The 13,338-nt window shown below is 63.9% G+C and carries 16 protein-coding genes; 9 read left to right on the top strand and 7 right to left on the bottom strand.

The genetic code is table 11. From position 1 onward, the window contains the following. Window positions 1-30 precede the first annotated feature (30 nt). Window positions 31-504, top strand: a complete 474-nt coding sequence (locus tag NKJ13_RS17270) for a VOC family protein (protein WP_352702460.1) — start codon at window positions 31-33, stop codon at window positions 502-504. A gap of 171 nt (window positions 505-675) precedes the next feature. On the opposite strand, the gene NKJ13_RS17265 is transcribed toward NKJ13_RS17270, so the two are convergent. From NKJ13_RS17265 to NKJ13_RS17255, 3 genes are all read right to left on the bottom strand, one after another. Continuing rightward, complete coding sequence (locus NKJ13_RS17265; protein WP_352738665.1) at window positions 676-2,268, bottom strand: peptide chain release factor 3; 1,593 nt, start codon at window positions 2,266-2,268, stop codon at window positions 676-678. A gap of 86 nt (window positions 2,269-2,354) precedes the next feature. Continuing rightward, a complete protein-coding gene (locus tag NKJ13_RS17260; protein ID WP_352702456.1) occupies window positions 2,355-3,281 on the bottom strand; it encodes a haloalkane dehalogenase in 927 nt (308 codons plus the stop codon). 4 nt (window positions 3,282-3,285) lie between these two features. Beyond that, entirely contained in the window at window positions 3,286-3,876 is a 591-nt protein-coding gene (locus NKJ13_RS17255; RefSeq protein ID WP_352738667.1) for a TetR/AcrR family transcriptional regulator, read from the bottom strand. A gap of 117 nt (window positions 3,877-3,993) precedes the next feature. Between NKJ13_RS17255 and NKJ13_RS17250 the strand changes: the two genes are divergently transcribed. Continuing rightward, a complete protein-coding gene (locus tag NKJ13_RS17250; RefSeq protein WP_352738668.1) occupies window positions 3,994-5,070 on the top strand; it encodes an NAD(P)/FAD-dependent oxidoreductase in 1,077 nt (358 codons plus the stop codon). Here the strand turns inward: NKJ13_RS17250 and NKJ13_RS17245 are convergent. Both NKJ13_RS17245 and NKJ13_RS17240 read right to left on the bottom strand, forming a co-directional pair. Continuing rightward, the gene (locus NKJ13_RS17245) at window positions 5,064-6,437 is read right to left on the bottom strand and encodes an amidase (RefSeq protein ID WP_352738688.1); all 1,374 of its coding nucleotides are present in this window, start codon (window positions 6,435-6,437) and stop codon (window positions 5,064-5,066) included. The two genes, NKJ13_RS17250 and NKJ13_RS17245, sit on opposite strands and share 7 nt — an antisense overlap. A 173-nt stretch (window positions 6,438-6,610) precedes the next feature. Beyond that, window positions 6,611-6,826: a DUF6356 family protein gene (locus tag NKJ13_RS17240; protein ID WP_352738671.1), complete on the bottom strand. Its 216-nt coding sequence runs from the start codon at window positions 6,824-6,826 to the stop codon at window positions 6,611-6,613. A 115-nt stretch (window positions 6,827-6,941) separates the two neighbouring features. On the opposite strand from NKJ13_RS17240, the gene NKJ13_RS17235 reads away from it, so the two are divergent. The 3 genes from NKJ13_RS17235 to NKJ13_RS17225 all read left to right on the top strand — a co-directional run bounded on the left by NKJ13_RS17235 (window position 6,942) and on the right by NKJ13_RS17225 (window position 8,638). Continuing rightward, window positions 6,942-7,412, top strand: a complete 471-nt coding sequence (locus NKJ13_RS17235) for an Lrp/AsnC family transcriptional regulator (protein WP_254816142.1) — start codon at window positions 6,942-6,944, stop codon at window positions 7,410-7,412. A gap of 84 nt (window positions 7,413-7,496) precedes the next feature. Beyond that, window positions 7,497-7,982 carry a dUTP diphosphatase gene (gene dut / locus NKJ13_RS17230; RefSeq protein WP_254816143.1) on the top strand — a complete coding sequence of 162 codons (486 nt, stop codon included), beginning with the start codon at window positions 7,497-7,499 and terminating at the stop codon, window positions 7,980-7,982. Then, a complete protein-coding gene (locus NKJ13_RS17225; protein WP_352738674.1) occupies window positions 7,982-8,638 on the top strand; it encodes an HAD family hydrolase in 657 nt (218 codons plus the stop codon). The genes dut and NKJ13_RS17225 overlap by 1 nt, the downstream gene beginning before the upstream one ends. Before the next feature lie 26 nt (window positions 8,639-8,664). Here NKJ13_RS17225 and NKJ13_RS17220 read toward each other — a convergent pair whose 3' ends face one another. Beyond that, window positions 8,665-9,249 carry a TetR/AcrR family transcriptional regulator gene (locus NKJ13_RS17220; protein ID WP_352738676.1) on the bottom strand — a complete coding sequence of 195 codons (585 nt, stop codon included), beginning with the start codon at window positions 9,247-9,249 and terminating at the stop codon, window positions 8,665-8,667. A gap of 81 nt (window positions 9,250-9,330) precedes the next feature. Here NKJ13_RS17220 and NKJ13_RS17215 point away from each other — a divergent pair, with 81 nt between their 5' ends. The 4 genes from NKJ13_RS17215 to NKJ13_RS17200 all read left to right on the top strand — a co-directional run bounded on the left by NKJ13_RS17215 (window position 9,331) and on the right by NKJ13_RS17200 (window position 12,568). Beyond that, on the top strand, window positions 9,331-9,741 hold the full coding sequence (locus NKJ13_RS17215; protein ID WP_254816146.1) for an SRPBCC family protein: 411 nt from the start codon (window positions 9,331-9,333) through the stop codon (window positions 9,739-9,741). Between the two features lie 75 nt (window positions 9,742-9,816). After that, window positions 9,817-10,674 (top strand): hypothetical protein, encoded by an 858-nt coding sequence (locus NKJ13_RS17210; protein ID WP_352738678.1) that lies wholly within the window; start codon window positions 9,817-9,819, stop codon window positions 10,672-10,674. A 77-nt stretch (window positions 10,675-10,751) separates the two neighbouring features. After that, window positions 10,752-11,555, top strand: a complete 804-nt coding sequence (locus tag NKJ13_RS17205) for an isocitrate lyase/PEP mutase family protein (protein ID WP_352506934.1) — start codon at window positions 10,752-10,754, stop codon at window positions 11,553-11,555. A gap of 14 nt (window positions 11,556-11,569) precedes the next feature. Beyond that, window positions 11,570-12,568: a proline racemase family protein gene (locus NKJ13_RS17200; protein WP_352738679.1), complete on the top strand. Its 999-nt coding sequence runs from the start codon at window positions 11,570-11,572 to the stop codon at window positions 12,566-12,568. Here NKJ13_RS17200 and NKJ13_RS17195 read toward each other — a convergent pair. Further along, window positions 12,565-13,260, bottom strand: coding sequence for a sulfate transporter family protein (locus NKJ13_RS17195; protein ID WP_352738681.1), 696 nt, complete (start codon window positions 13,258-13,260; stop codon window positions 12,565-12,567). The two genes, NKJ13_RS17200 and NKJ13_RS17195, sit on opposite strands and share 4 nt — an antisense overlap. Between the last annotated feature and the right edge of the window lie 78 nt (window positions 13,261-13,338).

The following is a 13,338-nucleotide window of genomic DNA, read 5'->3' as shown; positions in this document are numbered from 1 at the left end:
AAAGCCAAAACCAGTCCGAGGAGCAAGAGAATGCAAAAGATCACCCCCTGCCTGTGGTTCGACGACCAGGCCGAGGAGGCCATGAACCATTACATCTCCATCTTCAAGAATTCGAAGGTGCTGAGCGTGATGCGCTGGCCCAAGGGCAGCGGCGATAATGAGGGCAAGGTGCTGATGGTCTCATTCGAGCTCGACGGCGTTCAGTTCCAGGCGCTCAACGGCGGGCCGCAATTCAAGTTCACCCAGGCAGTCTCGCTCTCCATCGACTGCAAGACGCAGGAAGAGGTTGACTATTTCTGGGACAGGCTCATCGCGGGCGGTGGCGAGCCCAGCCAGTGCAGCTGGCTGAAGGACAAGTTCGGCCTCTCCTGGCAGGTCGTTCCCGAGCAGTTGCCCAAGCTGCTGCTGGACCCCGACAGGGAAAAGGCCGGCCGGGTGATGCAGGCGATGATGCAGATGAGCAAAATCGACATCGCCAAGATCGAAGAGGCAGCGAAAGGGTGAACGAACGCGATCTTTCCTTCTCCCCTGTGGGAGAAGGTGGATCGGCGCGAAGCGCCGAGACGGTTGAGGGGTGCTGGACGGAATGAGACGTTGGTGTTTCCTGGAACACCCCTCATCCGTCGCCCTCGGCGACACCTTCTCCCACAAGAAGGGGAGAAGGGAAGGGGCGCATCAGGCCGCTTTGTCGCGGACCTGATAATCCTTTACCGCCGCAAAGCGGATCGCCTTCCAGCGTTCAGCCTCGTAATTGAGCGAGAAGGCGTGCTGGGCGAGGAACACCGGGTCGTTGTCGAGGTCGCGGGCAATGTCGCCGCGATGCGCCTCGATGAAGCGCTGGAGCTCGGCCTTGTCGTCGGCCGAGATCCAGCGGCAGACCGAAAAGCGCGACATCTCGAAATCGACCGGCAGTGTGTATTCGAAGTTCAGCCGCTCTTTCAGGACATCGAGCTGCAGGGCGCCGACGACGCCGACGATGGCCGGCGAGCCGTCCTCCGGCGAGAACAATTGCACGACGCCTTCCTCGGCCATCTGGTGCAGCGCCTCCTTGAGCTTCTTGGCCTTCATCGCGTCGCCGAGGCGGACGCGGCGCAGGATTTCCGGCGCGAAATTCGGCACGCCGCGAAACAGGATCTCCTCGCCTTCGGTCAGCGTGTCGCCGATGCGCAGCGTGCCGTGATTGGGAATACCGACGACGTCGCCGGCAAACGCCTCGTCGGCGGTGACGCGGGTGCGGGCGAAGAAGAATTGCGGCGCCGACAGGCTCATCGGCTTGCCCGTGCGCACCAGCTTGGCCTTCATGCCGCGCTCGAGCTTGCCGGAGCAGACGCGGACGAAGGCGATGCGGTCGCGGTGGTTGGGGTCCATATTGGCCTGGATCTTGAAGACGAAGGAGGTCATCTTGTCCTCGGTCGCCTCGACCTTGCGCGTGTCGGCCTCCTGCGCGCGCGGCGGCGGCCCATAGGCACCGAGCGCCTCGATCAGGTCGCGCACGCCGTAATTGCGCAGCGCCGAGCCGAAATAGACCGGTGTCAGATGGCCTTCGCGAAAGGCTTCCAGATCGAGCGGGCGGCAGGCCTCGCGCGCCAGCTCCAGCTCCTCGATGAAAGCCTCCCGGTCGTTCTCCGGCAAGAGACCGGCGACACGGTTGGAATCGGGGCCGTTGACCGGCGTGCGCTCCTTTTCGGCGTCGCCCTTGCGAACCGCGTTCAGCGCCAGATGGTAGGTCCCGGAAAAGGTCTTGGCGCGGCCGATCGGCCAGGTGATCGGTGCGGTATCAAGCGCCAGCTTCTGCTCGATCTCATCGAGGATGTCGAACGGGTCGCGGCTTTCTCGGTCCATCTTATTGACGAAGGTGATGATCGGGATATCGCGCAGCCGGCAGACCTCGAACAGTTTCAACGTGCGCGGCTCGATGCCCTTGGCGGCGTCAATGACCATCACCGCGCTGTCGACCGCCGACAGCGTGCGATAAGTGTCGTCGGCGAAATCCTCGTGGCCGGGCGTGTCGAGCAGGTTGAAGACAGTGTCCTCATATTCGAAGGTCATCACCGAGGTGACCACCGAAATGCCGCGCTCGCGTTCGATCTTCATCCAGTCGGACCGGGTCTGGATGCGGTCCTTCTTGGCCTTGACCTCGCCGGCAAGCTGGATCGCACCGCCGAACAAAAGCAGCTTTTCGGTGAGCGTCGTCTTGCCGGCGTCGGGGTGAGCAATGATCGCGAAAGTGCGGCGGCGCGATACCGCATCTGTAATCGTTTCGGACATTTTCAGGATTTCCGTGTGAGGCCGGGCTTCTAGCAGCGGAGTGCAGAGCTGTCGACCTCTCCGGCGGAGTGGCCACGCTCCCGGCTTCACGCCGGTTCGGCGGCATGGCTCTCGAAGGCTATCTCGGGAATCCACTCGGCAATGGCGGTACCGATCCTGTCGGCATGGTCCTCCTGCAGATAATGCGCGCCGGGTCCGAGATCGATCAACCGGCAGTTCTTTAGGCCGGCTGCGAATTCCCGTGCCGCCTGCGGCGAGACGAGGGCGCCCGGATCGCCTGAGAAAAGCAGCTTCGGGTAGGAGGAAGCCCGGAGCGCCCGATGGTCGTGCTCACTGATGGCGGCGACATCGGCGGGCTGGCCTTCGATCGGCAGGTCGCGTGGCAGCCGCAGGATCGGCTTGCGTGATCGCGGTGTCGGGAACGGCGCCCGGTAGGCGGCCATTTCAGCATCGCTCATCGTGCGCAGAACCGAGGCCGGCAGCACCTTTTCGACGAAGACGTTGTCTTCCAGAACAAGCTTCTCACCGATGCCGGGCGTGCGCATTGCCTTGAACAATTCGCGCGCCTGCGAACGCTGGTGAAAATCGTCCCAGCTCTCGAAGGGGCGGATGAACTCCATGAAGGCGAGGCCGAGGATCCGCTGCGGCCGCCGTGCGGCGAGATGGAAGGCGACCGCGGTGCCCCAGTCCTGCGCGATGACCACCAGTTCGGTGATGCCAAGCGTCTCGATGAAGGCGTCGAGATAGCGGACGTGGTCGAAGAAGCGATAGTCGATGTCCGGCTTGCCGGATTGGCCATAGCCGATCAGGTCGGGCGCGATGCAGCGGCCGAATGGCGCCACATGCGGGATGATGTCGCGCCAGATGTAGGACGACGTCGGGTTGCCGTGCAGGAAGAGCACTGTCGGGCCAGCCGTGCCTGCCTCGACATAGGAGATGGTGGAATCGAGTACCGCGATTTGCGACCGTCGCAGCATTGTGCGGGATTGCTGCTTTTCGAATTTCGGGTTCATCGGATCAGCTCCTTTTTGCGAAGACTGTTTTGAAGACGATGTTCTTGAAGCGCTCGAGCGGTTCGGGACTGCGCTCCACCTTCATGCGCAGCATCGCGCCTTGCCAGGAACTCAAAAGGAAATCGGCGAGGTCCTTGGCATCGAATGCGTCGGTGATATCGCCGGCCGCCTGGCCCTCGGCGATGCATTCGGCGAAGGGCTTGCGCCAGCGTTCGAAAATTGCGACGAGTTGCAGCCTCAGCGCCTCACTGTGAGCCGCCGTCTCGAGGCTGAGATTACCGATCATGCAGCCCCGTGCCCAATCATGCGCCTCCAGTTTCGACGTGATGATTTCGAGATAGCGGCGCAAGCGCCCGACCGGAGGCGTGCCGTCCCGGGCGAGGGCCTGCTCCACCAAACCGCTCACATAGGCGAAATAGCGGTCCAGCACCTCGCCGGTGAACGCCTCCTTGGATGCAAAATGATTGGTGAAGGACCCCGGACGGGCATCGGCCGCGGCGACGATGTCGCGTACGCCGGCGGCCGAATAGCCGGAACTCCAGATGGTTTTGAAACCGGCGTCGAGAAGCTTTTCGCGAAGTGAGTGTCTAGCCATGGCGATACAATACGTACGTACGTATTAAAGTCAAGAGGCATATTTTATACCGCGCGCTCTTGGCAGAACCCACGGGCAATGGCATCGCAGTGGTGGCGTTGGAACGAGGAGTGAAGCATGGCAGCGGCGAAACAAGTCATCGTCATCGGCGCCGGCATCATCGGCGCCTCCATCGCCTGGCACCTGACCAGAGCAGGAGCAAAGGTGACGGTCATTGCCGGCAGCGGCGCCGGCGGCGTCGCGACGCCGAATTCCTTTGCCTGGATCAACGCCAGCTGGGGTAATCCGCAGCCTTACTTCCGGCTACGGACTCGATCGATGGCCGAATGGACGCGGCTGGCGAACGAAGTGCCCGGCGTCCCGTTGCAATGGTGCGGCGGCCTGTGCTGGGACCTGCCCGCGGCCGAACTGGAAGCCTATGCCGCCGAACATTCCTCATGGGGCTATGGCATCGAGCGTGTCGACCGCGCCGCCGCAGCACGCATCGAGCCAAACCTGACCGAGCTTCCCGACTTCGCCCTTTATGTCGCCAAGGAAGGTGTCGCCGAACCGGTCGCTGCTACGCAAGCGCTGCTGACCGACGCTGAACGGCGCGACGCGCGGCTGCTGACGGGAGTTACCGCGACCGCGCTTGTGCAGGCCAACGGCAGGATTGCCGGCGTCGATACATCCGGCGGGCGGATTGCTGCCGACGAGGTGGTGATCGCGGCCGGAGCCGGCTCTCCTGCACTAGCGGCAACAGCCGGAATAGAACTGCCGATCGAGACGCCACCCGGCCTGATCGTGCATTCGCGCCCCTACGAAAAGCTGCTCAACGGGCTGGTGATCGGCGACCGACTGCATATGCGCCAGACGGCGGAAGGCCGCGTCATCGCCGGCTCGGATTTCGGCGGCGCCGATCCCGGCATGGATGCCGCGGCCACCGCCCGCGCCCTGTTTGCGGCGATGAAGGCGATGCTGCGCGGCGCGGATGGGCTGGAACTCGATTTCCACACCATTGGCTACCGGCCGACGCCGGTCGATGGCTTTCCCATCATAGGCCGCGCCGAAGGCACGGGCGGCGTCTACGTCGCCGTTATGCATTCCGGCATCACGCTGGCGCCGGCCGTCGGCCTGTTCGCCGCCCACGAAATCCTCGACGGCGAGCGCGATCCGCTGCTTGATCCCTACGGGCTGGCGCGGTTTACTCAATAACCGGGCGGGCGGCGAAAGCCGCCGGCCAGCGGCTCGATTGCGCTGGCGATCCCGAGCAGGCGCGACTCCGACCAGCGTTTGCCAACAAGCTGTAGTCCGATGGGCAGGCCGTCGCGATCCTGTCCGCAGGGCAGCGACAGTGCCGGATGGCCGCTGTAGTTGAACACCGCGCCATAGGCCGGCAGTATCCAGTAGCTTTGCTTCTCGCCGTCGACCTCGATCGGCGTTCCCGGCTCGCAATGCGGGAAGGCGGTGACCATGGCGACCGGGCACAGCAAGGCGTCGCAACCGTCGAAGAACCGTTCCCATGCCAGGATGGAGCGGTCGCGGCGGGCGAGCGCCTCGAACCAGCGCGAGACCGGCGTCGGATTCTCCGGTGGTTCGGGCTGCGCCGCCTCCAGCATCATGCCGATCAGGACGCCGCCCTGCTTCAGGTCGTCGTGCAGGTCGAGCTCCGGCAATTCGGCTTCCTCGACGATGGCGCCCGCAGCCTGAAGCTCTTTTGCCAGACTTTCGACCGCCGCGCTGATCTCGCCGGCCACTGGAAAGCCCGGAAAGGACGGCGCGACTGCAATGCGCAAATTTTTGAGGTCCAGCTCCGGCATGGTTTCGACCGGTACCGGCGCAAGGTCGGTATCGCTTCCATCCGGCCCGGCAATTAGGCCATAGATGAGCGCCAGGTCCTCGACGCTGCGCGCCAGCGGTCCGAGGCAGGACATCAGCCGCACGCTGCGCGGCGCCCCGCCTGGATCGGGGAAGGCGCCGGCGAGCGAGACGCGGTGCTCGGTCGGCTTGAGGCCGTAGACGCCACAAAAGGCGGCCGGCAGCCGGATCGAATCCTGCATGTCGGTGCCGACCTCGAACGGCGTCATTCCGGTGCTGAGCGCCGCCGCCGCACCGCCACTGGAGCCGCCGGCGGTGCGCTGGAGATCCCAGGGATTGCCGGTGCGGCCGAATAGCGGATTGCTCGACTGCCAGTCACCGAGCATTGTCGCCACGTTCGTCTTGCCCACCAGTATGCCGCCTGCCGCCTTTAGCCGGGCAACGACCGAACTGTCTGCCCTCGGGGCATAGTCGGCGAAGGCCGGGAAGCCGACGGTGGTCCTCATGCCAGCGGTTTCGTGCGTGTCCTTCAGTGTGAACGGCAGGCCATGCAGCGGCCCAAGTGCCTCGCCGCGCGCCTGCACTTCGTCGGCTTTCTTCGCTCGAGCGTGAGCCCCCTCCCTGTCGAGCGTGACGACGGCATTGGCCGCCTCATTGTGCCTGTCGATCTGCGCCAGATGCTCGTCCAGCACTTCTATTGCGGATACCGTACGGTCGCGGATGGCCGCGGCCAGTTTGGTGGTCGAGGAAAAGACGATATCCATCATGAGTGCTCCGGGCTACCGCGTCGCGCTCCTCAAAATGGCGGATTGCGGCGCGGCTTCAAGCCTGGCTCGGCATTTCGACGACGGCGGCGCTTGATCGGGATTGCGCTGCCGGGATCCGTTGAGCGTCGGCGCTGTCCAGCGGGCCTCGCCGCGATCGGCACCTCTATGGCTTACCGTCCCCGGTTATGCGTCCGTTCGTAGAGCTCACGGATGATTTCGCTTGCCGTGGTCTCGAACAGAAACGGCAAGAAAGCATGAATGAGCGCGGCAAAGGCCGCCATGAACAATCGTGACGAGAACCATGCGGCGAAAGCCATATGGCCGAAATAGCTCTCGCCGACCGCGGCCGGGTGAGAGGTGAAAAGTCTTGCAAGCCGTGCTGTCATGTCGATCCCTCCTGCCGGCATGAAGAGCCAGCGATGAATATCCTGCCACGGCTATCAGGTTCATCGGTCTCAAATTGTCCTTGTCTAAAGCCAAATTTTGGGACAAACATCCCACATGATGGCGGAAATCGACGAAATTGACCGGAGATTGCTGGCCGAGCTGCAACGCGACGGCACGCTGTCCGTCGACCAGCTCTCGGCAAGAATATCGCTGTCGCGCAATGCCTGCTGGCGCCGGGTCAAGCGGCTGGAGGAAGACGGCGTCATTACCGGTCGGGTGGCGCTGGTCGACGCCGACAAGCTCGGACTCGGCCTTTCGGTGTTCATCCTGATCCGCACCTCGAACCACGATCCCGACTGGCTGCAAAGATTCCGGGCGGCGGTGACCGGCTTTGCCGAGATCACCGGCGCCTACCGCATGTCCGGCGATCTCGACTATGTGCTGCGCGCCCGCGTCGCCGATGTGAAGGCCTATGACCGGCTCTACCAGCGGCTGATCGCCAAGGTGGCGCTGTCGGACGTTTCGGCCTCCTTCGTCATGGAGGAGATCAAGGAGACCACGGTCGTTCCGATGGAACTGCGCTGAGGCGGAACTGCGCTGAAAGAAAGCCGTTGATAGCATTGCCGCCGAGTTGACTGAACCAGCGTTCGCGACGATAGGATCAGCCTTATGCGCGCAGCACCTTATCCTACCTCCGTCATCGGTCCGGCTGTCGGTTTCGTCAGGCTGCCGCATGGCGAGGGCTTGCCGCTTCCCGCCTATGAGAGCTCGGGCGCCGCCGGCATGGACCTGCGCGCCGCCGTCCCCGACGACAGGCCGCTTTTGATCCTGCCCGGAAAGCGCGCGCTGGTGCCGACCGGGCTGGTCCTGGAAATTCCGGAGGGCGTCGAAGGCCAGGTCCGGCCGCGTTCGGGCCTCGCTTTCAAGCACGGGCTCACCTGCCTCAACACGCCGGGCACCATCGACAGCGACTATCGCGGCGAGGTCAAGGTGCTGCTGATCAATCTCGGCGACGAGGATTTCGCGGTGACGCGCGGCATGCGGATCGCCCAGATCGTCTTCGCCCCGGTAACGCAGGCGACCGTCGAGGAGCGCACATTGGCCGGCGGCACGGCGCGCGGCTCGGGCGGCTTCGGATCGACCGGCACTGCTTGATGAAAATACCCAAACTCGTCATCTTCGATTGCGACGGGGTTCTGGTCGATACCGAGAACCTGGCCAATCGGCGCCTCGCCGAATGGTTGACCGCGGCAGGCTTTCCGGCCAGCTTCGAATATTGTCGCAAGTATTTCTCCGGCCGCAGCATGGTCTCGGTGCAGAAGGAAGTCGAGGCGACCGGCGTCAGCCTTGGCGCCGATTTTGTCGAGCGCTGGAACGCCGGCCTGCCGGACCTGTTCGCACATGGCGTCGAGGCCATCCCCTACGTTCGCGAGTTCATCGAAACCGTGCACGCCGCCGGCATCGCCACCTGCGTCGCCTCGTCGGCACGGGTGTCGAAAATGCACATCACACTCGGCCAGACCGGGCTGCTGCCGCTGTTCGAACATGCGCTGTTCAGCTCGACCATGGTCTCGCGCGGCAAGCCGTTCCCCGACCTCTTCCTGCATACGGCAGCGACGATGGGCTTCGCGCCCGCCGACTGCATCGTCATTGAGGACAGCGTCGCCGGGACGACAGCCGGCATCGCCGCCGGCATGCGCGTCTATTCCTACCACGGCGACCCGCTTTCCGACCGCGATGGACTGATCGAAGCTGGCGGCATCCTGTTCGATGACATGCGTGAACTGGCCGGGCTGGTGCCGATCCACTGACCGGCAGGCTGCATGCGCATCCGGTCTCAGACCGGGCGTGGGGCTCCAAGTACTCGGTCGACCGTGTCGCGTATGAGGCTGCGCAGATTGGCCGGCCTGTCGAGATGACTGACGACAAGGAGGCCGTCGGCCGCCACCGTTAGCGCGTCCGCTGTGCGGTCCGGATCGGGATTTGCGTCCGCGATCAGCAGATCCCTGAGGATACCCCACTTCCAGTGACGATGCTTATCGATCGCCTGGCGAACCGGGCTGCTGGGGTCGGGATATTCAGCAGCGGCGTTCTGAAACGGGCAGCCGCGGTAGCCCGGCTGATCTGCCGCATCAGCGATGAGATCGAATATCGCAAGGATCATCGGGCGAGGTGGCCGCCGGCCAAGGCGCGCGATTGCCGCCCGTCCTCCCTTGCTGAGCTCCTCGATGTAGGCGCGGACGAGATCGTCCTTGGCTGCGAAATGATGATAGAACGTCGCCTTGGCAACGCCGGCCTCGGCGATGATGCGGTCGATGCCGACTGCGCGCACCCCCTCCAGAGAAAACAGCGCGGTCGCCGTATCGAGGATGCGACGGCGCGCAAGACTTTCGGGACGATCGTTGATTCGGGCTGCGGACATGCCTTGACTATATAGCAGACAGGTCTGTATACATCCATATGTAGACAGACAGGTCTACCTACTAATGAAGGAAAGGCGAACATGGCTTCGATAGTCAGGGAAATCATCGTAGATGCTTCACCGGAAAGCGTATGGGCGACGGTCGGCGACTTCGCCGGCGGCGCCCAACGGATAGCCCCAGGCGTTTTCGTCGACTGCAGGGTGGATGAGGACGACGTACGGGCCCTTACTTTCGCCGACGGCAAGATTGTGCGAGAGCGGCTCATCGCCCGCGACGAGCAGAGCCGGCGCATCGTGTGGGGATGGCTCGGCGATGAGGTCACCCACGATAACACCTCCATGCAGGTCTTTGCCGAGGGCGAGGGCCGGAGCCGCCTGGTCTGGATCCATGACACTCTGCCAGACGAACTCGGCGCGTGGCTCGCAGCCGCCATGGATCAGCTGGTGCCTGTTTTCCAGCAGACCTTGGCGACCGAAGCCAAACCAACATAGCGGGGTAACGCCAGGTGTTTCCTCTTGGCCGCAAAATGCTCTAGCTTGCGCGCGCCCGACATAACGAGCGCGCGCATGGCCTTCTCGCTGGTTCGTTTCATCCTTGCCTGCCTGCTGCTGCCTTGTCTTTGGACGACGGCCAGCGCCGAGGCCGTCAGTTTCCCGGAGCTCGGCAGCGCTGTCCCCGGCCACGGCGATGTCACCTATCTCGACCTCGCCAGGATGGTCATTCCCGATCTGGCCGCGGACAAGGACGGCTTTTTCCGGGGTTCGACGCCGATCGAGATGCGCCACATCGCTGGTCCGGACTACGGCGGCTCCCCGCCGGCGACGTCGGGTCTTTCCAACGCCGGCGTGCTCGGCATCAAGGCCGGCGGCAAGGAGCGGCTGACCATGCTGTTCGACCTCGGCGACTCGCCTGACAGCGCCGAGGGCTATGCCGTGCTGGCACTCTACGACATCACCGGCAAGCCGGCGCTGCTCGACGCGGTCAATGTCGCCGTCGACCGCATCACCTATCTTCGCGATCCGGGCAAGCTGCCGATCGGGCCTGGTGACGACGCTATCATCAGCATGAGCATGCATTTCAATTCGAGCCAGGGCTATGGGATCACGCCGCTGATCATGGTCCGCAACGACAGGTTCGAGCTGATCGACATGATCTACACGTTCGACGAAAACCTCTGCACTCATAGGAGGACACAGACTGCGGCGTTCCAGGTGATCGCCGACGGCCAGCCTTATGCAGCCATCAAGGTCACAGTGACCGACGCGACGCTACCGGGAGAAGAAAGCTGCGACGGCCAGCAGCCGCCAAAGGCGTCTTCGCGCGACATTTCCGTCACCTATCATTGGGACAAAAATGCTTCGCGCTACGTCAAGGATTCCGATGCGCTGGACCGATTGGCAGATGACAACGCCAAACGCTTCTGAGCCAACCGCATTTGTTTGCCCGGCGCCTTCCGCCGGGCTAGAATTTGCCTCACATTCTGTACTGGAGGGGAGCATCCATGGACAAGGGTAAGATTTTTCGCGACCTGCATGCCTCGATCTTCGTCATGGCCAATTCCTGGGACGTCGGGACGACCAAGCTCTTGGCCTCGTTCGGCTTCAAGGCGCTGGCCACGACCAGCGCCGGCTTTGCCTTTTCGCGGGGCCTGCCCGATGGTGCGGTGACGTTCGAGGCGATGATCCATCATTGCCGTGAAGTGTCGGCGGCGACCGGGCTGCCGGTTTCGGCCGATCTCGAAAAGGGCAAGGGCGACAGCGCAACAAGTGCTGGCGAGACCATCTTCGCCGCCGAGGCGGCTGGCCTCGCCGGCTGCTCGATCGAGGACCATACTGGCGAGCCCGACAAGCCGATCTATGATTTTGCGCATGCCGTCGAGCGCGTCGCGGCGGCGGCAGAAGCGGCACGGGCACTGAAACGCGATTTCGTCTTCACCGCGCGGGCCGAGAATTTCCTGTGGGGCAAGCCCGATCTTGACGATACGATCAAGCGGCTGCAGGCCTTCGAGAAGGCCGGCGCCGACGTGCTCTATGCACCGGGGCTGGGCGACATCGAGATGGTTCGAACCGTCTGCTCGGCGCTGACCAAGCCGGTCAACGTCATGGCCAGGCCCGGCTTCACCATCGCCGACCTGGCCACGGCGGGGGTAAAGCGGGTCTCGCTCGGTCCATGGCTCACCAATTTCGCCTTCGGCATGCTGGAGACCGCGGCGCGCGAGATCCAGCAGGATGGCACCTTCGGCTTCACCCGCGCCGCCATGCCGTTCGGCAAGCTGCAGGCGCTGTTTGCCAAATCTTCAGCCTAGGTCGGGCCCGGCGAATGACCCTCACCGTCGTCGACATGCACACCGGCGGCGAGCCGCTGCGGATCGTCACCGGCGGCTACCCCGACATTCCCAAGGGCACGATCCTCGAAAAGCGTGCCTATGTGCGCGACCATCTCGATCATCTCAGAAAGATCCTGATGTTCGAGCCGCGCGGCCATTATGACATGTATGGCGCGCTGCTGGTGGAGCCCGACCTGCCGGGCGCCGACCTCGCGGTGCTGTTTATGCACAATGAGGGCTATTCGACGATGTGCGGCCACGCCATCGTCGCGCTCGGCCGCTACGCCGTCGACGAGCGGCTGGTGGCGCCACGCGAGCCGTTGACGACCGTAAACATAGAGGCGCCGTGCGGGCTGATCTCGGCTGCGGTCGAGGTGAGAGATGGCAAGGCCGGTGCGGTGTCCTTCGAAAGCGTGCCGGCGTTTCTGTTCGCCCGCGACCGGCGGATCGAGCTGCCGGGCTATGGTCCGGTCGGCTTTGACATCGCCTATGGCGGCGCCTTCTATGCGCTCGCCGACTGCCGCCAGTTCGGGCTGGAATTCGGCAGGAACCGGGTGCGCGATTTCGTCGATGCAGCGACCGCGCTGACCAATAAGCTCAAGGCCGAATTGCGGCTGTCGCATCCCGACCATGCCGATCTCGCCTTTCTCTACGGCACCATCCTGACCGACGGACAGGATGCGTTCTCCGATACGCCGACCAAAAACATCTGCGTTTTCGCCGAAGCCGAGGTCGACCGTTCGCCGACCGGCTCGGGCGTCACCGCGCGGCTGGCGGCCATGCACGCCAAGGGGCAAATCGAGATTGGCCGGGCGCGGCTGTTCGAGAGCATCGCCGGCTCGCGCTTTTCCGGCGCCGTCGCACGCACGGCCACAGCCGGGCCGCATGATGCCATCATCGCCCGCGTCGGCGGCCGCGCCTATTACTCAGGACGGGCCGAATTCATCGTCGAGGACGATGATGAACTGGGCAGTGGTTTCCTGCTGCGCTAGCTCGCTTCTCGCGCCGAGATCGCCTTGTGCAGATGCACCATCATGGCGGCGGCGAACAGCGGTGTCAAAAGATTGAGCAGCGGCACGGCCAGGAAAGCGGCGACGACCAGCCCGGCCAGGAATACGGTGACTGCGTGCTTTCTGCGCAGCGCCCTGGCCTCGGCCTCCGGGCGAAAGCGCATGGTGGCGAACTCGAAGAACTCGCGCCCGAGCAGATAACCGTTAACGATGAAAAAGGCGGCGATGTTGATGCCCGGCACCAGCAGAAGCAGCAGAGCGATGATGTTGCCGAGGATGACGACGCCGAAGAACCTGATCGCCAGCACCAGCGAGCGCAGCGCCGGCACGGCGCGGCCGGGCGGATCGTTGGGATAGTCGGTGCGCTCGACCACTTCGGCGACGTCGTCAAGGAACAGGCCGGCGATGATCGCCGTCACCGGCGCGATAAAAAGCGCCAGCCCCAGCGCAAGGCCGACGCCGGCGACGAAGGCGCCCAGCCATCCGGCCCAGGAGGGAAGGGCGGGCAGCCATGCATCGATCCACGGCCAGGCCAGCCATTCGAACAGGCTCTTTATCCCGAACCACAGCGCCGCCAGCGCCAGCAAGGTCAGCCCCAGCGTCTTCACGAACACGGAACGGAATTCGGGCGAGAACAGCCGGCTCAAGGCGGCGCGGGCGGCGTCGAGGATCACGGCGTTTCCAATTCCATGTCAAACATGCCCGTGGCTGATATCTCCGAATAGGCGGAGACCGCCCGAGTCGCAAGCGTG

The organism is Mesorhizobium sp. M0174, from assembly GCF_040322275.1.
In the GTDB taxonomy this organism is placed as follows: Bacteria; Pseudomonadota; Alphaproteobacteria; order Rhizobiales; family Rhizobiaceae; genus Mesorhizobium.
Note: the sequence above shows the minus strand (reverse complement) of the source record. Positions and strands in the feature narration are given on the sequence as shown.